This window comes from Pseudomonas sp. PDM31 (genome assembly GCF_019218965.1).
Lineage (GTDB): Bacteria > Pseudomonadota > Gammaproteobacteria > Pseudomonadales > Pseudomonadaceae > Aquipseudomonas.
In genome coordinates, this window is record NZ_JAHUWS010000002.1 from 134,745 (window position 1) to 155,641 (window position 20,897).

Annotated in this window: 8 protein-coding genes; 3 read left to right on the plus strand and 5 right to left on the minus strand. The window is 60.0% G+C overall.

The features are described 5' to 3' along the window. Window positions 1–4: 4 nt before the first annotated feature. Window positions 5–1,741: a type I secretion system permease/ATPase gene (locus tag KW839_RS03895; protein ID WP_060540268.1), complete on the minus strand. Its 1,737-nt coding sequence runs from the start codon at window positions 1,739–1,741 to the stop codon at window positions 5–7. 671 nt (window positions 1,742–2,412) lie between these two features. On the opposite strand from KW839_RS03895, the gene KW839_RS03900 reads away from it, so the two are divergent. Continuing rightward, window positions 2,413–13,689, plus strand: a complete 11,277-nt coding sequence (locus KW839_RS03900) for a peroxidase family protein (protein WP_218423466.1) — start codon at window positions 2,413–2,415, stop codon at window positions 13,687–13,689. A 276-nt stretch (window positions 13,690–13,965) separates the two neighbouring features. Here the strand turns inward: KW839_RS03900 and KW839_RS03905 are convergent, their stop codons facing one another. Genes KW839_RS03905 through KW839_RS03920 form a run of 4 tightly spaced genes read right to left on the minus strand, consistent with a single transcriptional unit; the run spans window position 13,966 to window position 18,788 of the window. Further along, on the minus strand, window positions 13,966–15,018 hold the full coding sequence (locus tag KW839_RS03905) for a DUF2955 domain-containing protein (protein ID WP_218423467.1): 1,053 nt from the start codon (window positions 15,016–15,018) through the stop codon (window positions 13,966–13,968). Then, window positions 15,008–16,126: an HlyD family secretion protein gene (locus KW839_RS03910; protein WP_218423468.1), complete on the minus strand. Its 1,119-nt coding sequence runs from the start codon at window positions 16,124–16,126 to the stop codon at window positions 15,008–15,010. The genes KW839_RS03905 and KW839_RS03910 overlap by 11 nt, the downstream gene beginning before the upstream one ends. Continuing rightward, entirely contained in the window at window positions 16,123–17,631 is a 1,509-nt protein-coding gene (locus KW839_RS03915; protein ID WP_218423469.1) for an efflux transporter outer membrane subunit, read from the minus strand. The genes KW839_RS03910 and KW839_RS03915 overlap by 4 nt, the downstream gene beginning before the upstream one ends. Window positions 17,632–17,645: 14 nt before the next feature. Further along, on the minus strand, window positions 17,646–18,788 hold the full coding sequence (locus KW839_RS03920; RefSeq protein ID WP_060540264.1) for an AI-2E family transporter: 1,143 nt from the start codon (window positions 18,786–18,788) through the stop codon (window positions 17,646–17,648). A gap of 392 nt (window positions 18,789–19,180) precedes the next feature. Here KW839_RS03920 and KW839_RS03925 point away from each other — a divergent pair, with 392 nt between their 5' ends. Beyond that, window positions 19,181–20,086, plus strand: a complete 906-nt coding sequence (locus KW839_RS03925; protein ID WP_218423470.1) for a LysR family transcriptional regulator — start codon at window positions 19,181–19,183, stop codon at window positions 20,084–20,086. Between the two features lie 121 nt (window positions 20,087–20,207). After that, window positions 20,208–20,834 carry a glutathione S-transferase family protein gene (locus KW839_RS03930; RefSeq protein ID WP_218423471.1) on the plus strand — a complete coding sequence of 209 codons (627 nt, stop codon included), beginning with the start codon at window positions 20,208–20,210 and terminating at the stop codon, window positions 20,832–20,834. The last annotated feature ends 63 nt before the right edge of the window (window positions 20,835–20,897 follow it).

The window sequence follows — 20,897 nt, forward strand, 5'->3', positions numbered from 1 at the left end:
TCGGTCACTCCCGTGCTTTGACGGAGGCCAGCGGGGTCGACGCGCCTGCCGGCATGACGCTGGCCTTGCGCAGCGCTGCGAATACTTCATCGCGCGTGCCAAGCATCTGCACGCCACCGTCGCGCAGCATCAGCACCTTATCGACGGCGCAGAGTACGTTGGGACGGTGGGAGATCAGAACGACGGTGGCGCCACGGCCCTTGAGTTCGGCCAGCGCATCGACCAAAGCCTTTTCGCCGACGTCGTCGAGGTTGGCGTTCGGCTCATCCAGCACGATCAGACTGGGTTCGCCATACAAGGCGCGAGCCAAGGCGATGCGTTGCTTCTGGCCACCGGAAAGCGGGCTGCCATCGCTGCTCAGGCAGGTGTCGTAACCCTGCGCAAAACGCAGGATCATCTCGTGCACTCCAGTGATCTTGGCGGCGCGGATGACGGCTTCGCTGTCCACTTCACCAAAGCGCGCAATATTGTCGGCAATGCTGCCTTCGAACAGCTCCACGTCCTGTGGCAGGTAGCCGAGCGAGGGGCCAAGTTCACTCTTGTTCCAGGTGAATATGTCCGCGCCATCCAGGCGCACCTTGCCGGCCTGCGCCGGCCAGACGCCAACCAGCAGGCGGGCGAGGGTGGATTTGCCTGAGGCAGACGGACCGATGATGCCAAGGCTTTCACCGGGGACAAGGCTGAAGCCCACACCGCGCAAAATGGTGTTGTTGGTACCGGGTGCACCGGCATACACATTCTCCACCGCCAACATGCCCTGCGGCCGCTGCAGTGACATGCTCGGTGGCCGACGCGGATAGTCGTGCAGCATCTCGTTGAGCCGACCCCAGGCCGAACGGCAGCCGAGCAGTTGCTTCCACGAGGCGATGACCTGTTCCACCGGGCCCAGTGCGCGGCCGGTGAGGATCGAGCAGGCAATCATCATCCCGGGGGTGATCTTGCCTTCGATCGCCAACAGCGCGCCGGCGCCGAGTATCAGCGACTGCAACGTGATACGTACGAAGCGACCGGTGCTACTGATAACGGCGGCGCGGTCGGAGGCCAGGGTCTGCATTTCCAGAATGCGCAAATGGCTTTGGAACCAGCGCTTGCTGATCGACGGCAGCATGCCCATCGCCTCGATGACCTCGGCGTTGCGCAGGTTGTTGTTGGCATATTGGGCTGAGGACATGGCCGCCTGATTAGCTTCGGCCAGGGGTTTCTGTGTCGCTTTTTCAGTGAGGTAAGCCAGGCCCATCAGAATCAGCGAACCGATCAGCGTGATCAATCCGAGGATGGGGTGGATCCAGTAGGCGACCAGCAGATAGATCGGTGTCCACGGGGCATCAAAGAAAGCGAACAGGGAATTGCCGGTGACGAACTGACGAACCTGGGAGAGATCTTGCAGGGCCTGGGCCGGATTACCCCCGGCGCGGCTCAAATTGCGCTCGAACGCAGCGTTGAAAATGCGTCGGTTGAGGTCCATGTCCAGGCAGTTGCCGACCCGGATCACAACGCGGGTGCGGATCATTTCCAGGGTGGACATCAGCAAGAACAGACCTACCACCAGGACGGTCAGCATCGTCAGCGTCGTGACATTGCGACTGACCAGGGCTCGATCATAGACCTGCAGCATATAAATCGCTGGCGTCAACATCATGACGTTTATGACGCCGCTGAACCCTGCCAGTAAGTAAAAACTGCGGCGCATGCGAAAGAGAGCGTCGGCCAGTTCGGAACGGATGCTCGACTGCTTGGGCATTTTGATCCTCCCACTTCGAAAAGCGGTTGCCCGGCTGGCGCAACAGCTAATAGCAAATGTAGTCCCTGAAACCGCTTTTGGACACGCAGGCTGGTCGCTCTATGGATGGCGAGTCTTTCCGAAAACTCTGCGCTGCTCCCTTATTGAGCAGCGTAGGTGGCGGCGTAGCAGTCCGAAATAACATTTCGCTCTATAGCTGCGCTCAACTGCCTATATGTCCTTTAAAAACAGGTAGTTGTAAGAGCAAATCACCAGTCGTCTGTTTTCATGACGTAATATTGACAAAGGATTGCTATGGAACTTTAGTCTTAGGTATCGGGAGGGCTGCCTGTCTGAAGCCTGCCAGCAATTTGGCAGTGCAAGACGCGGTGATTTTCCTGAGAGGAGCAGAGCTATGTCGATCATTGCGTGCTTTATCAGAGGGAATGGGCTGTCCAGGACATTCGCCTTCACTTCCAGATTCCATGGCCCGCCCCGGGCCCGAATTCGCTCCGCCTGATCGCCCGGCGAGCCATTCATTTCGCGAATTTCAGGCGGGTATCCCGGGTCTCGGGTAGCGCCAGCTCTCGCTAAAAAACAAAACCAACAAACTGCACAAGCCAGCACTTGACTTGGCGCGGGAGGACTTTCTCGTCCCGTGCTTTTCCCAGACAGATCGAGGGCAATCCAAAATGGCCAATTTCAACAAGTCGGACCTGGAGTTCATCCTCAAGCAAATCTTTATCGCAGAAGCGCATGCCGACGGCGCCGCTCTCACTGATTTGCTTCCTAACAGTCAGGTGCCATTCGGTCTGCGCACCGTCGATGGCAGCTTCAATAACCTGGTCACCGGGCAAAGCGAGTACGGCGCTGCGGACAATTCCTTCGTGCGCCTGCTTGACCCCTCGTTTCAAGGGGATTACGCCGGGACTGGAACTGTATTCGACGCGCAGCCACGGATCATCAGTAACCTCGTCGTCGACCAGACCGCCAACAACCCGGCGGCCTATGCCGCGGCTTTCGACCCGGGACTGGACGGTGTGCTCAACTTCGGTGTGGTGGGTGCGGGTAATGACGACGTACTCAAAGATGGCGTACAGATAGTCGCCAGCCCCGGTCTGGATGGGGTCTTCGGCACGGCCGATGACAAGGATGTGTTCTTCATGCCCAACGAGTCGCCGGACGTCGGCCTGACCGCCGGCTTCAACTCGTGGATGACCTTCTTCGGCCAGTTCTTCGACCACGGTCTCGACCTGGTGACCAAGAGCAGTACCGACTTCGTATTTATTCCGCTGCAGCCAGACGATCCGTTGTTCAATCCGAACAGCCCGACCAACTTCATGGTGTTGTCACGTGCCGTGCGTACTGCCGGCGCGGACGGTGTAGTCGGCACTGCCGATGATGGCCAGACCAACACCACTTCGCCGTTCGTAGACCAGAGCCAAACCTACAGCTCGCACCCGTCGCACCAGGTGTTCCTGCGCGAGTACGTCCTCGATGCTGCAGGTGACCCAGTTGCAACCGGGCGCCTGATTACCAACCGCGATCTCGGCGCCGATGGCATATTCGGCACTGCCGATGATGGCGCCGGTGACGGCATGGCGACCTGGGCAGTGGTCAAGGCTCAGGCCCGTGACATTCTCGGCATCAACCTGACTGACGCCGATGTTCACAACGTGCCGCTGCTGGCAACCGACGCCTATGGCAACTTCATCCGTGGGCCGAACGGTATGCCGCAGGTGGTGGTGCGCGTCGGTAACGGTGCTGACGGTATCGCCGGGACCGCCGATGACGTTACTGCACTGGTCGAAGGCAACCGGGCTGCGCCTATCAGTCTGACCAATGCCATTAGCAGCGGGCATGCCTTCCTCGACGACATCGCCCACAACGCCGCGCCGGTAGTCGTCGGCGGGGTTCTGCAGGCCGATGGCGACACCCTTACAGGCAATGGGCAGCCAATTGGTCCTGGCGGCAACAACCTGACCTACGACAACGAACTGCTCGACGCTCACTACATTGCCGGTGACGGCCGGGTCAACGAGAACATCGGCCTGACCACCGTGCACCATGTGTTCCACTCCGAGCACAACCGTCTGGTCCAGCAATCCAAGGACACCATCCTTGCCGCCGGCGACCTGGCCTTCCTCAATGAGTGGCTGGTGGACGACGTGGCTGCAATACCGACTACACCTGCCGGTATCGCGGCGTTGGTATGGGACGGCGAACGTCTGTTCCAGGCCGCCAAGTTCGGCACCGAGATGCAGTACCAGCACCTGGTGTTCGAGGAGTTCGGGCGGACCATTCAGCCACAGATCGACGAATTCCTTGCACCTAACGGCTATGACACCTCGATCAACCCTGCAATCCTCGCCGAGTTCGCCCACGTGGTGTACCGCTTCGGTCACTCGATGTTGACCGAGACCGTCGATCGCTTCGACCCTGAGTTCAATCCGCTCCTCACTGACCCGAACAACCCTGATTCGCAAATGGGTCTTATCGCCGCCTTCCTCAACCCGTTGGCGTTTGCCGGTAGCGGGGCGACTTCGGACGAAGCAGCAGGGGCGATCATTCGTGGCGTGACCCGTCAGCTGGGCAACGAGATCGACGAGTTCGTCACCGAAGCGTTGCGCAACAATCTGCTCGGCCTGCCGCTCGATTTGCCGGCCCTGAACCTGGCGCGTGGTCGCGATACGGGCATCCCCACGCTGAATGAGGCGCGGCGTGACTTCTTCGCGTCAACGGGCGACAGCCAACTCAAGCCTTACATCAGTTGGGCTGACTTGGTGGACAACCTCAAGCACCCCGAGTCGTTGGTCAACTTTATCGCAGCCTATGGCACCCATGGTTCGATTACCGGTGCGACCACGCTGGCAGAAAAACGCGCTGCAGCCTTGGCGCTGGTATTCGGTGGCGCTGGTTCGCCGGCGGACCGCCTGGACTTCCTCAACAGCACCGGTGCCTGGGCCAACGTAACGCAGGCCGGCAGGGATGGCCAACTCGGTACTGCAGATGACCTGACAGGAGTAACGATCACGGGGCTGGACGACATCGACTTCTGGGTCGGTGGCCTCGCAGAGCAAAAGATGCCGTTCGGCGGCATGCTCGGCTCGACCTTCAACTTCGTGTTTGAAACCCAGATGGAGGCGTTGCAGAACGGTGACCGTTTCTACTACCTGTCGCGTGTTGCGGGTCTGAACTTCGGTACCGAGTTGGAAAACAACTCCTTTGCCAAGCTGATGATGCTCAATAGCGACATCACCCACCTGTCGAACACCGTGTTCCTGACTCCGACCTTTACCCTTGAAGTGAATCAGGCCGATCAGTTCACCGGGCTTGGCGCCAACGGCAGAGCCGATCCGACTGGCGGCATCATGATCAACGGCGTGGAAGTCGTGCCGCTGGTGATCCGCAACAACCCCGATACGGTGGGGCCGGACACCAATTACCTGCAGTACACCGGTGAAGACCACGTCGTCCTGGGCGGCACCGCCGGCAATGACATCCTCATTTCCGGTGAAGGCGATGACACTCTTTACGGCGACGCCGGCAATGACCGCCTCGAAGGTGGTGCCGGGAACGATGCGGTACTGGGCGGCGCGGGCGATGACATCATTTCCGACTCGTTCGGCGACAACCGTCTGGAGGGTAATGACGGCAACGATGTGATCGTGGCTGGCAGCATGCTCGCTGCTGGCAACCTGATCCTGGGTGGCGACGGCCAGGACTTCATCATCACCACCGAAGACATTTCCCTTACCTTCGGCGGCCAGGGTGACGACTTTATCCTGGGTGCCAAGACCAACCTGCCAGCTACCGGTGGCGAAGGCGATGACTGGATCGAGATGGGCACCCAGGACGGTGCGCCTGGCGATAACGCTTCGCCGTTGAACAATGACGACGTGATCGGCAACGACATCTTTGTCGGTGGTCCCGGCTTCGACGAAATGATCGGCGAGGGCGGCGATGACATCTTTACCGGCAGTGATGCCCAGGACAATATGGACGGCATGTCCGGTTTCGACTGGGTGACCTACAAAAATGACAACTTCGGCGTGACTGCTGACCTGAGCTTGGCCGCGCTGGCGCAGCCACACGGCAATGCGCCAAACCAGAACACCGGGGTGTTCAATCCGGTCGGCGCCTCGCCGGCCTCGATCCTCGACCGTTTTGCCGAGGTCGAAGGCTTGTCCGGTTCGAACTTCGGCGATGTGCTAAGGGGCGATGATATTGATGCGGCCACCATCCTCGACCACGCTGGTACCACGGGCAGTGCGCTGACCAATGTGGCGTTGATCCGCGGACTGGCTCAGTTCCTGGCCGATGCCGGATTGCCGACCACCGGCTTTGCCACCGGCAACATCATCCTCGGCGGCAATGGCAGTGACCTGATCGAGGGTCGCGGTGGCGATGATCTGATCGATGGCGACAAATGGATCAACGTCAGAATTGCCGTTTATGCACCTGATGACGTCAACCATACCGGCCCCGAGATCGCCAGCTTCGACAGCATGGTCGACATGATCCCGTTCATGCTGGATCGTACTTATAACCCCGGTCAACTCAAAGCCGTGCGGGAGATCCTGCCCGGCACCTCGACGGGTGGGGCGGCCTTCGACACCGCCATTTTCTCCGGGGTCGAAGATGAGTACACGGTTAATCGTGACACCCGCGGCACGCTCGATGTGACAGACGATGTCTGGACAGTGACCGATACCGTAGCGGGTCGCGATGGCACCGATACCTTGCTGCATATCGAACGCCTGCAGTTTGCCGATACCCAGCAAGTGCTGGTGCCGGGGCTCAATGCCGAACCGGTTGGCAGACCGGCCATCATTGATGGAAACGGCGGGCCGATAAGGGTGGGCGACATGCTGACCGTTAACGTGGCCGCGTTGCTTGATGCCGACAACATCGCGGCTGGTAATCCGCTGGGTACGCTCAACAACTCCTCGGTATCCTACTATTGGCAGTTCGAGGCAGATCCAGGCACCGGCGTATTTGAGGACATCATCCTGTTGCCGGCCGGCGACCTGGCGTTCCAGAGTGCAGACGGCACTTCGTTCAAGGTCTCTCCCGATCTTGCCGGGCTGTCATTGCGGGTCAAGGCGATCTACCAGGATGGTAACGGCACCACTGAAGTGGTGTTCTCGCAACCGACTGGCGTAGTGGCTGACGGCGCGCCGGTTGTGCCGACAGCGCAGACTCCGGTAGTCGATGCCACCGAGGGTGGCCCGGGCCTGAACATGGTCCGCTCCGACCTCAACTTCATCCTTGACCAGATCAGGATTGCCGAGGCTAATGCGGCCGGTCAGGACATCCTCTCGCTGATCCCGAATATCCGCGCGCCGTTGGGCCTGCGTTCGGTTGACGGGTCGAACAACAACCTGCTGAACCTCAACGGCACCAACAACACCGGTTTCGGTGCCGCCGATAACACCTTTCCGCGCTTGACCGATCCGGTCTTCAATCCAGCGCAAGGGGCTCCTGCCGGCTTCTTCGGCCCCGGCTCGCCAGCCATCCCGGGGTCGTCGTATCAGCAAACCAGCGGCTCTGTGTTTGACTCGCAGCCGCGCGCCATCAGTAACCTGCTCGTCGACCAGACGTCGAACAACCCGGCAGCCTATGCCGCCGCTCACGACGCGGGTGCGGACGGTGTGCTCAACTTCGGCGCGGTGGGTAACGACGACGTGCTCAAGGATGGCGTACAGATCGTCGCCAGCCCCGGCCTGGATGGTCAGTTCGGCACTGCCGACGACCGCGATGTGTACCTGTTCGAGAACACCACGGCGGATGCCGGGTTATCTGCGCCGTTCAACGGCTGGATGACGTTCTTCGGGCAGTTCTTCGATCACGGCCTGGACCTGGTCAGCAAAGGCGGTTCGGGGACCATATTCATCCCGCTGCAACCGGATGATCCGCTGTTCGTGCCTGGCGGCAACGCCAACTTCATGGTGCTGACCCGCGCGACCAACCAGCCAGGGCCGGATGGCATTCTCGGCAATGCCGATGATATCCATGAGCATACCAACACCACCACGCCGTTCGTGGACCAAAACCAGACCTATAGCTCGCATCCGGCGCACCAGGTGTTCCTGCGTGGATATGTGCTTACCGCCAATGGCCCCGTAGCGACCGGCAATCTGATCACTAACCGTAACCTGGGGCCGGATGGCACGTTTGGTACGGCAGACGACAGCGAAATCGGTGGCATGGCAACCTGGGCAGTGGTCAAGGCTCAGGCCCGTGACATTCTCGGCATCAATCTGACCGACGCCGACATCGCCAGCGGTCCGCTGCTGGCGACTGATGCCTATGGCAACTTCATCAAGGGGCCGAACGGCTTCCCGCAGGTTGTCATACGTGTCAACAACGGGGCGGACGGCCTTCCTGGCACCGCCGACGACGGCACTACCCTTGTCGAAGGCAACCCGGCCAACCCGGTAAACCTCGCGAATGCGGTGCGCACCGGTCATGCGTTCCTCGACGACATCGCCCACAACGCCGCGCCGGTAGTCGTCGGTGGGGTTCTGCAGGCCGATGGAGACGCCATTGCAGGCAATCCGCAGCCCGTTGGCCCTGGCGGCAACAACCTGACCTACGACAACGAACTGCTCGACGCTCATTACATCGCCGGTGACGGCCGGGTCAACGAAAACATCGGCCTGACCGCAGTGCATGCGATCTTCCACTCCGAGCACAATCGGCTGGTCGCTCAGACCAAAGACACCGTGCTCGATTCCAATGACCTGGCCTTCCTCAACGAGTGGCTGCTCACTCCGGTGACCGCGCTGCCAGCCAGCCAGGCGGAGATCAATGCGCTGTTGTGGAATGGCGAGCGCTTGTTCCAGGCAGCCAAGTTCGGTACGGAGATGCAGTATCAGCACCTGGTGTTCGAGGAGTTTGCGCGGACCATCCAGCCTAACGTCGATCTGTTCTTCGCACCGACCCAGGTCTATGACGTCGACCTCGACCCATCGATCGTCGCCGAGTTCGCCCACGTGGTGTATCGCTTCGGCCACTCGATGCTGACCGAGACCGTTGATCGTTTCGACGCCAATTACAATGTGGTTGGCGCCGCGAATGATCCTGATCAGCAACTGGGCTTGATCGCGGCGTTCCTCAATCCGCTGGAGTACGCCGCCAGTGGCCTGACGCCAGATGAAGCGACCAGTGCGATCATCCGTGGGGTGACTCGCCAAGCCGGTAACGAACTCGACGAGTTCGTCACCGAGGCGGTGCGTAACAACCTGCTCGGACTGCCGCTCGACCTGGCGGCGATCAACATCGCCCGTGGCCGCGACGTAGGGATTCCGTCGCTCAATGCGTTCCGCCGCGACATCTACAGCCAAACCGGCGACACCCAACTCAAGCCGTACAGCAGCTGGGTCGACCTGGTGCAGCACCTCAAACATCCGGAGTCGTTGATCAACTTCATCGCGGCCTATGGCACGCATAGCACGGTCACTGCGGCGACCACGCTGGATGGCAAGCGCGCTGCAGCCTTGGCCCTGGTATTAGGCGGTACTGGTTCGCCGGCTGACCGTCTGGACTTCCTCAACAGCACCGGTGCCTATGCCAACGTGACGCTGCCCGGCAGGGATAACGTAGCGGGCACGGCCGACGACCTGAGGAATGTCACGATTACGGGTGTCGATGCCATCGACATGTGGATCGGCGGTCTGGCCGAACAAAAAACCCCGTTCGGCGGCATGCTTGGCTCGACCTTCAACTTCGTGTTCGAAAACCAGATGGAAAAACTGCAGGACGCCGACCGCTTCTACTACCTGGAGCGCACCTCTGGCCTGTCGTTGAATGCGGAACTTGAAAGCAACTCGTTCGCCAAGCTGATCATGGCCAACTCCTCGGCCACGCACTTGCCGGGCCTGGTGTTCTCGGACCCCGGGTACTACCTGGAAGTAGACCAGACCAAGCAATTCAACGATGACCTGGCCGCTGTCGATCCGCTCGGCCCGGACGGTGAGCAGGTGGTGTTCCGCGACAACCCGCTGACTGCGGGGGCGGATACCAACTACATCCGGTACACCGGTGATCAGCACATCGTGCTGGGTGGCACCGACAACGCAGACATCCTCATCGCCAGTGAGGGCGATGACACAGTCTGGGGTGATGGTGGCAACGATCGCATCGAAGGCGGTGACGGCAACGACCAACTGCGCGGTGGTGCCGGCGACGACATCATCTCCGATACCGGTGGCGACGATAACATCCAGGGTGGCGACGGCGACGACGTGCTGCATGGCGGTAACGGCGTCAACCTGATCATTGGTGGCTTCGGCAATGACTTCATCGTGACCGGTGAGGACGCTTCCGAGGCCATTGGTGGCCAGGGTAATGACTTCATCCTGGGCAGCAAAGCCAACGAACAGGACATGGGTAACGAAGGTCACGACTGGATCGAGAAGGGCACTTCGGACGGTGCACCTGGCGACAACTTCGACCCGCTAGGCAACGACCCGATCATCGGCCACGATGTCTACATCGGTGGTAGCGAAAACGATAAGTTCAATGGCGAAGGCGGCGACGACATCATGGTCGGCAGTCTCGGCTTCGGTGACCGCTATATCGGCGGCTCCGGCTATGACTGGGCGACTTTCAAGGGGCTGGCCCAAGGCGTGACCGTCGATTTCAGCGACCGCTTTTTCGATGTTCCGCCGGTACCGGGTTCAGGCGCCTCGGCGCTGGTGCGTTTCGACGTCATGGAAGGTCTGTCGGGCTCGGCGCACGGTGACTTCCTGCGCGGTGATAGCGTAGATGCCGCAGCTATGGCTACCGCAGGTGCAACCGGCAGTGTGCTGACCAACATCAGCCTGATCAACGGCCTGGCGGATCTGCTGCCAGCCGGAGCGACGTTCTTCGACGGCGGTAACATTATCCTCGGTGGCAGCGGCAGCGACCTTATCGAAGGTCGCGGCGGTGACGACATCATCGATGGTGACAAGTGGCTGAACGTACGCATCAGCGTGCGGGCCAACGCTGATGGCACTGGCGCGGAAATCGCCACGTTCAACAGCATGGAGCCGCTGGTTCCGCTGATGATGAACGGTACCTACAACGCCGGCCAGTTGGTCATCGTGCGGGAGATTCTCACCGGCACTGACAACTTCGATACCGCGGTGTATTCCGGTAATGCGTCGGAGTACAGCGTCACGGTCGAAGGCAACGCCGTGATCGTCACCGATCTGGTGGCGGGGCGTGATGGCGTCGATCGGCTGACGAGCATCGAGCGTGTGCAATTCGCTGACCAGTCACAGGTCACCGGATCTGGCGGCGGCGTGAACAACGACCTGTCAGGTCGTCTGGCGATCCTTGATGCCGCCACCGGTTTGCGTGATGACACGTTTGTCACCGGTCAGTTGCTGCGCGTCAGCAATCGGTCGATACACGATTTCGACAACGCAGGCGGGGCCAATCCAACCGGCGCAGTTACCGGTGCGATGGCTTACTACTGGCAGGTCGAAACCGTGGCCGGTTCGGGTGTCTATGAAGACATCACCGTTGTCGCCGCAGGCGAGGCATCGCGGGCGCTCGGCACCACCTTCCGGGTGACCGACGATGTCGCGGGTCAGAACATCCGCGTGCGGGCGGTGTATCAGGATGGCGCGGGTACGCTGGAGATCGTCGACTCGTCGGCGAACAACACACCGACCGCAGGGCCAACCGTCACCGGGCTTCTGATACAGAACCAGGTATTGACCGCTGATACATCGACCATCGTCGACATCGATGGCCTGAGCAATCCTCAATTCACCTACCAGTGGCAGGCGACCAACGGGGTAAACTTCGTCAACATCGCTGGTGCCACAGCCAGCACGTTCACCCTTACACAGGCTCAGGCTGGCGACCAGGTACGGGTGGTGGTCAGTTACGTGGATGACTTCGGCGTGGCCGAAAGCATTGCGTCTGACCCTTCGGACCCGGTGGCCAATGTCAACGATGCACCGACAGGTGCGTTGCTGGTCAGCGATACGACACCGACTCAAGGCCAAGTGCTGACCGCGCTGACGGCCGGGATTGCCGATCCGGACGGGCTGGGCACGTTCAGCTACCAATGGCAGCAAGGTAGCGGCACGACTTTCACCAATATCGCCGGCGCGACTGCTGCGACCTTCACCCCTGGTGCGGCGCAGATCAATCAGCAATTGCGGGTGATCGCACGCTATACCGATGGCTTCGGCACACTGGAGTCGGTCACCTCTGCGGCGACGGCGGTGGTACTGCTCTTGGGTGCGGTGCAACAGGGCGATGCTGTGGCCAACATCCTCGTTGGCACCGCAGGTAGCGATGTGCTGCTTGGCCTGGGCGGGAACGATACGCTTATTGGCCTGGGCGGAGTCGACCAGTTGTTTGGCGGCATCGGTGACGACAATCTCAGCGGCGGGGACGGCAACGACTTCATCAACGGTGAGGCCGGCAACGATTTCCTCAATGGCGGTGCGGGTAATGACCAGATGCTGGGGGGAGTCGGCAACGATACCTTCCGCGTCGACTCAGCCGGGGACGTGTTGATCGAGTTGGCGGGTGAGGGTGAGGATTCCGTACAGACCTCGCTGGCCAGCTTCACACTGGGCGCCAATATCGAGCATCTGCTCTCCCTCGGACTCGGCAACTTCGTGGGCAACGGCAACGCGTTGAATAACGTCATGACCGGTGGGCTGGGCAATGACACCCTCAACGGCGGTGACGGCAACGACACCCTGATGGGTGGACTCGGTAACGACGTCCTCACTGGCGGCGCGGGTAATGACGCGATGGTCGGTGGCTTGGGCAACGATACCTTCCGCGTCGATTCAGCCGGTGACCTGGTGGTCGAGGTGGCGGGTGAAGGCTCGGATTCGGTGCAGACAACGCTGGCCAGCTACACACTGGCTGCCAATGTCGAGAACCTGCTCTTCACCGGCGTCGGCAACTTCGTCGGCAACGGCAACGTGTTGAACAACGTCATGACCGGTGGGGTGGGTAACGACACCCTCAACGGCGGCGACGGCAACGACACATTGCTCGGTGGTGGCGGCAACGATGCCCTCTTTGGCGGTGCGGGTAATGACCGGATGGTCGGTGGACTTGGCAACGATACCTTCCGCGTCGATACGCTCGGGGACCTGGTGGTAGAGGTGACGGGTGAGGGTGCGGATTCTGTACAGACGTCTACGGCCATTTACACTCTGGGCGCAAATGTCGAGCATCTGCTCTCCCTCGGACTCGGCAACTTCGTCGGCAACGGCAATGCGTTGAATAACACCATGACCGGTGGGGTGGGTAATGACACTCTCAACGGCGGTGGCGGCAACGACACATTGCTGGGTGGCATCGGCAACGACGTCATCGACGGTGGTACGGGTGCTGACCGGCTCGAAGGTGGAGTCGGTAGCGATACCTACATTGTCGATTCAGCTGCAGACGCATTGATCGAACTGGCGGGTAACGGTGAGGATTCCGTGCAGACCTTGCTGAATAGTTACACATTGGGCGCTAATGCCGAGCATCTGCTTTTCACCGGAGTCGGTAACTTCGTCGGCAGTGGCAACGCAGCGAACAACGTCATCACTGGCGGGGTGGGCAGTGACACTCTCAATGGCAATGGCGGTAACGACACATTGTTGGGTGGTCTCGGCAACGACATCATCGATGGCGGTATTGGCAACGATAGCGTTGCGGGCGGTGCCGGCAACGACACGATGGTTGCCAGCAGTGGCGACGATATCTTCGTGTTCGCAGCGGGCTTCGGCAACGATCGGATCACCGGTTTCGATGCCAATCCACTGGGAGGCCAGGACCTGCTCAATTTCGTCGGGTTCAACATCACGGCTGCGACCTTTAACACCAGCGTCACCATCACCGATCTCGGTGCGGATACATTGCTCGGCTTCGGAGGAGCCAATTCCATCCGCCTGGTAGGTGTGGACGACGCAAACTCCATCAATGCCACAGACTTCATCCTGGCCTCTTGAGGGTTTGAACAACACTGTTACACAAACGTGGACAACAAAAGGGAGGGCAATGGATGCCCTCCCTTTTGTTTTGGTGGTGTACACGGGGCGGGACCCCAGCTTGCTGGCGATGGTCGTCAACGATAATGCGTGTGAGCGGGTTAAGCGCGTTGTACTTGAGTCCATCGCCAGCAGGTTGGCTCCCACACATTTTTGCGCTTATCGCGGTTGCGCCACACGACGTGGAATTTGCAGGAACCGGTAATCACCCTGCTTGTGCCTTTTTTCTTAGTGGCACTAAAGGGAGTGACCTTCTTCAGGAGATGGCTTGAGGGCTTGGCGACGTTCCCGTCGCGTGTCGAGCAGATAGACCATGGCGCAGGCATACAACGTCACCAGGATGAACAGGCCCATGCGGATGGCGAAGGCGGTGTAGACATCCTTGCCTGCTGCGCTGTCCTGTACCGATTGGCCGAGCAGAATGATCAGCGTCGCCAGGCTGTTGATCCAGAACCCCGGCTTTTGCAGGGTCGGGCTAAGGCCGTAGAGTCTTCTGGCTACCAGCAGGCCGAACAGCAGCATCCACAGGAAAAACATCCACAGGTTGACGAACAGGCTCAGCGCGCACCAGAAAAAAATCGCCATCAGGCCGCCGAGCAAGGTCGACCCGAGCAATTCCTGGCCGGCGCTACGGGCGCTGGTTGCGCAAGTTTGCTGGCCCAGGCCCACGGCTTTCATGACGATCGGCAGGTAGCTGGCCGGGTCGATCATTGCCAGCAGAAAGGCCGGCAGCACCACCAGTGTGGCCCTCAGGGCCAGCCAGCCGGTTTCGATATTCGATAAGGACGGCGGGGGTTTGGCCGCGGGGGCACTGGCAGGCTCGGGAAACAACCAGTGGCTGATGGTCAATGAGGTGACTGCCAGGAACAGCCCCTTGACCAGGGCCACTATGACCTCCAGCGCCAGGCTGAATTCAGCGGTCCCGGACGAACTGATCAAGGTCAGGCCTACCACCAGGAAAGTGGCCACAAGCGAGTTGCCGCCGCGCAGCCCATAACTGAAGGCCAGGAACAGACACAGTCCGACCATCATCACGCCACTGAACGCGTAGTGGCGCAGCAGCGGAATCAACAGCAACCCGGTGCCGGTGGTCAACATCACGATCAAGGCCAGACCCAGGCTGGCCTTGAACGGCAGCGGTCGGTTCATCGCTGCCAGCATCATCAGCGCCAGCATCGGCGAGAGAAACGGGATGGGCAAGGCCAGGCCAAAACTCGCCGCCAGGCACAGCGCTGTGCCGAAGCTCAGGCGCAGGGCCCGCTGTACGCGGGCCGAGCGCTCAATAGACATAGGACAGCCAGCTCATCAGACGCAGGAAAATGCGCCCGAGCAAATTCAGCGGGTTGGTTTCGTTGGGGAACGCCATGACCTCGGCCTGGCCGCCGGAACGGATGCCCTCGGGGCCGGTCAACTCACCGGGCTCGAATTCGATGATGACCGGAAAGCGCTGGGCCGGACGTAGCCAGTCGCGGCTGTTCTCAACCGTCGGCAAGCCGCCAGGCTGGGTTTTCTGGCCGATATCGACGCCATAGCCGACGCTGCGCACATGGCCCTTGAAAATGCGTCCGGGCAGGGAGTCTAGAACGATAGACACCGGTGTACCGGGGCCGACCTGGCCAAGGTTGTTTTCGGTCATGTCGGCGCTGACCCAGACATCGTGGATGGCGATCAGGGTCATCACCGGCGCGCCGGCAGCGACGAACTGACCGACATCGGTGCGCAGGTCGGTAATCAGACCGGCCGAACGGGCACGGATCTGCGTATTGCTCAGGTCCAGTTCGGCTTTTTGCAGGTTACTGGCGGCGCTCAGCAACTGGGCGTTTTCCTCTTCGCCGCCGCCCTGTGTCTCCTTCGCGCGTTGCACTTCAGCCTTGGCGGCGGCAACCTGGCTGGTGGATTCGGCCAACGTGGCGCGGGATATTTCCAGGCGCCGCAGAGAGATGGTGCCCGGGTCTTCGCGGTAGAGGCGTTCGAGCCGAGAGATGTCCTGGCGAGCCTTGACTTCATTGGCCTGGGCCGCTCGCAGGGACGCTTGCTTGGAGTCGACGCCGGCGGTATTGGCGCCCACCTGGCGACGGGTAGTTTCAAGATCTGAGCGGGCGCGATCAACGGCAATCTGGTACTGCTGCGGGTTGACTTCAAACAGCAATTCGCCGGCTTTGACGTCCTGGTTATTGTGCACGTGTACCTTGATCACCCGGCCTGCCACCTCAGCCGCCACCGGCACTACGAAAGCCTGCACCCTGGCTTGCTGCGTATAGGGTGTGTAGCGGTCAGCGAACAAGTACCAGACCAGGCTCAGGATGATGATCAGCACCACCCAACGGGTCGCTTTTTTCGCCGGGTCGGCCGCGGGTGTCGAGTCGTTTGCGTCGACGGCTTGCGGGCTGTCAGTCATTGGGTACCTTCCTTCGGTTCGTCGAGCAGATCGCCCCAATCGGTACGTTGCTGCATTTGTTGGCGGGTTGCCTTATCGATCATTGGTTGGTCGCTGTACCAGCCACCGCCCAGAGCCTTGTACAAGGCGATCAGGTTATTGACGGCGTTGCCGCGGTTGATCAGGTAGGAATCCTGCTGGGCAAACAGGGCGCGCTGGGCATCAAGCACGCGCTGGAAATCCGAATAGCCTTCAAGGTATTGGGCGTTGGCGAGGGTCACCGACCGGTCAGCGGCCACCGAGGCGTCGCTGAGGATACGGTCACGTTCCAGGGACTTGATCAAGCCGGTCGCGGCATCGTCGGCTTCGCGCGCGGCTTGGCGCACGCTGTCCTGGTAAATCACGATCAATTGCTGCAGGCGCGCGTCCTGAACGCGGACATTGTTGGTGATCCGGCCATGGTCGAAGATGTCCCAGCGCAGGCTCGGGCCGCCCACCAGATCAAGAGTATCGGATGCCCCGGTGAGTGAGGTGGTGGACCAGACAATGCTGCCCAACAGGCTCACGGAGGGGTACAGGTCGGCCTCGGCCACACCGATCAATGCCGACTGTGATGCCACTTGTAATTCGGCAGCGCGAACATCCGGGCGCCTTACCAGCAGATTCGCCGGCACGTCCTGCAAGACTGCGGTATTGAGCAGTGGCACTAGCCCCGAGTTGCGATCCAGTTCGGCAAGTGCGCCGGGTGGTCGGCCGATCAGGGTGGACAGGGCATTGCGAAAGCTTGCTACCTGGTTTTCGAAGTCGGGGATGGTGCTCAAGGTGCTCAGGTACTGGGTCTTGGCCTGCTGCAGGTCAAGTTCGGCTTCGGCCCCGCTGTTGAACAAGCGCTCGGTGATCTCGAAGCTGCGCTTTTGCAGCTTGGCGTTACTGCGCGCGATTTCCAGGCGTGCTTCGGCGGTGCGCAAGGCGTAGTAGGTTTGCGCCAGTTGCGCGTGCAGTAGCACCAGAACGTTTTCATAGTTGGCCTGGGCGGCGAACCAGGAGGCGTCGGCCGACTCGATGGCACGGCTGAAGCGCCCCCAGAAATCCAGCTCCCAACCAACATCGAAGCCGACGCTGTGTTGCCAGAAATGCGAATCCTGCGGGTTGGCACCGCCGGATTGATTACGGTCCAGGTACAGGCTGTCGGCGCTGGCCTGTTGAAATTGCGGGTAGCGCCCACTCAGGGCGATACCCAATTGCGCGCGCGATTCCATCACCCGCAGGCCAGCAACCTGCAGGTCAGCGTTGTGGATGTCGGCTTCGGCGATCAACTTGTCCAGCACCGGGTCGCCAAATACATGCCACCACTGGCGGCTATCCGGCTGCGGACGCTTTTGGCCGGCGAGCGCCAGGGACGGGGTGTCCCAGTGCTCGACCCAGGGCTGGGCCGGCGACTGGAAATCCGGACCCAGTCGCACGCAACCACTTAACAATAGGGTGCCACACAGCAACAGCCGGCTGACGCGAACAGGGCAAGGCATCAAACGCTCACTCCTCAGACAGGATGTTGATCGTTCAGTACCTCGAGTTGCGCGGGCTCGGTCACTACATCGACCTCGACTTCGGCAGGCGGCTGGTCATCGACCCATTGCCAGAACAATTGATAGCCCACAGCCAGCGCTACCGGACCGATGAACAATCCGATGAAACCGCCGCTGACCATGCCGCCCAAGGCGCCAATCAGAATCACTGGCATGGGTACGTCGACGCCGCGGCCCAGCATCAAGGGCTTGAGAACGTTATCGGCCATCCCGGTGATAAGGCTGTAGATGCAAAACACCACAGAGGCCAGGGTGGTACCTTCGGTGGCGAATACATAGGCGATTACCGGAATGGTCAGAACCACTACCGGCAATTGCATGATCCCCATCAACAGCGCAACCATGGCCAGCAGGCCGGCACCGGGAACGCCCATGAGCACGAAGCCCACCCCGACCAACATCATCTGGATAAAAGCGATACCGACCACGCCTTGGGCAACCGCACGAATGGTGGCGGTGCACAGTTCGGTAATGCGCGGGCCACGCTCCGGCCCGGAAAGGCGGCTGGTGATGGCCATGGCGCTTCTTTCGCCATTTTGACCGTAGGCCATCAACACGCCGGCAATGATCAGGGCGCCGATAAACAACAGGAATCCCACACCAACGTCGGCCATTTTACCCAACAGGGTCAGGCCGACGGACTTGATGTAGGGCATCAACTTCACCAGCACACTGCTCATATCGGTTGCGGCCTGCATCCAGTAGGTGTAGAGCGGCTTGCCAATGAGCGGCAGGGAAGCGATTTTTTCATTGGGCAGAGGGACTTCCAGCGTGTCGGACTTGAGAACAGTCAGAGCGCCTTCGATCGACTCACTGATCGAGGTTCCCAGCAGGTAGATCGGCACCATCAGCAAAGCGAGAGCGACCACCACTATAAGGGTGGCGGCCCGACCGTCTTTGCCGCCAAGTTTGCCCTTGACCTTGGTATGCAGCGGATACAGGGTGATTGCCAAAATCACCGCCCATATCATCAGGTTGAGGAAGGGGTTGAAGATCTGAAAGCAGAACAGCACCAACACTGTGATCAGCCCGGCGCGAATCAGTACATCAAGTAATCCACCGGATAGTGCTCTAGCAGAAATGTTTGTGCGCAACATTGTCTAACTCCTTGCGGTGTCATCAGGCTTAGCCAGCTAGTTAAAGTTTCAAGTCAAATCAACCGAGCATCTGAGCAAGTTTTATGGATATCCGTCTAGCCACTAGTGGCTAGCAAGGCCTGATTTCCATGTAAGGAACTTGAAAAGTCGCACTTACAGAAAGTTCAACAGGTCGTAGACTGGTTTGTAGTATAGGAGCAGTCTCGTTTTCTGCCTGATTAAGCAGAAGGAAATCTAAAGCCTGTGATGGCTTCCTGCTTTTTTGAAGAAAGGATCTGTCAGGAAAGGGACTGACTTTTTGTAATAATCAGCCTTCGGTTTTCGAATATCGTTGTTTGTGACAGGCTTGATTGTCGCTCCGGTTGTTTTGGATTCTGAAAAAAGGACACGCCATGGACCGCTTTCAGGAAATGCAGGTCTTCGCCGCCGTTGCCCAGGAACAGGGCTTTTCCGCGGCGGCGCGACGCTTGGGTCTATCGGCGGCCAGCGTTACCCGGGCGGTAGCAGCTCTGGAAAAGCGCATTGGAACGTTGCTGCTCACACGCACGACGCGCAGCGTGCATTTAAGCGAAGCCGGTCAGCGTTATCTGGAAGACTGCCGCAGAATTCTCGCCGAGGTGCAGGAAGCTGAAGACTCTGCGGCGGGCAGCCACATCCATCCACGTGGGCAGCTGACGATCACCGCGCCGGTCCTGTTTGGGGAGCTGTTCGTCACGCCGTTGATGGTGAGTTATCTGACACAGTTCCCCGAGGTCCATATCAACGCTTTGCTGGTAGATCGGATAGTCAACGTCGTCGAGGAAGGTGTCGATGTGGCTATACGTATCGGTGCACTGCCCGATAGCAACCAGCATGCGATACGGGTGGGGGAGGTGCGGCGAGTGGTCTGCGCATCGCCAGGTTTTCTGGCGAGCCATGGTCGACCGGAACATCCACAAGCGTTGGCTCAGGCGCCGATCATTGCGACTACTGCTTCAGGTCAACTGCGGAGTTGGCCATTTATCGATGAGGGCGAATCCCTGAGTGTGCGCACGGAGCCGCGCCTTGTGGTGACTGCCAATCAGGCAGCCATTGCCGCAGCTTGCTTGGGGTTGGGGTTCACTCGTGTCTTGTCTTATCAGGTTGCCAGCAAGGTTGCTGCCGGCGAGCTGGAAATTCTCCTGGCCGATTTCGAACTGCCGCCCATGCCCATCCATGTGCTCTATCAAGGTGGACGCCAAGCCCCGGCGCGAGTGCGCAGTTTCGTCGATTTTGCTGTGAAAGCCCTCAGGGCACACCCGGCATTGAGGGCGATATAATTTCGCCAGGTGAAATAAATGATTGCACTTACTGGTTATTCTTTTGTTTTGGTTGCAGGTAGAACATACGACCCAGGACGCTGAACTCGCCTTGAGCAGCGCACCACCCAAGGAGTCGACCATGCAAGCGATCAAACTCTATAACTTCCCACGCTCCGGTCATGCCCATCGCGTCGAACTGATGCTGTCGCTGCTGAAATTACCCACCGAGTTGATCCTCGTTGACCTGGCCAAGGGTGAGCATAAACAGCCGCCGTTCCTGGCGCTCAACGCGTTTGGTCAGGTGCCGGTGATTGACGATCAGGGCGTGGTGCTGGCCGACTCCAACGCGATCCTGGTTTATCTGGCGCAAAAATATGGCGAGGGTCGTTGGCTACCGAGCGATCCAGTGGGCGCTGCCAACGTACAGCGCTGGCTGTCGGCAGCAGCTGGCCCGATTGCATTCGGCCCGGCGCGAGCGCGTTTGATCACTGTGTTCGGTGCCCCGTACAACGCTGAAGAAGTTATTGCTTACGCCCACACCGTACTTAAAGTGTTCGAACACGAACTGGCCGATTCGGCCTATCTGGCCGGCACCACACCGACTATTGCCGATGTCGCTGCCTACAGCTACATCGCCCACGCCCCCGAAGGCAATGTGTCCCTGGATGATTACCCCAGCATTCGTACTTGGTTGGCTCGCATTGAAGCCTTGCCCGGTTTTGTCGGCATGCCGCGCACTGTCGCCGGTCTGCAGAAAACTGCCTGATGCTGGTGGCCCGACCTGTGCGGGCCACCCTCATACTGCGCCGATGGCGCGGGGGAGCAACCC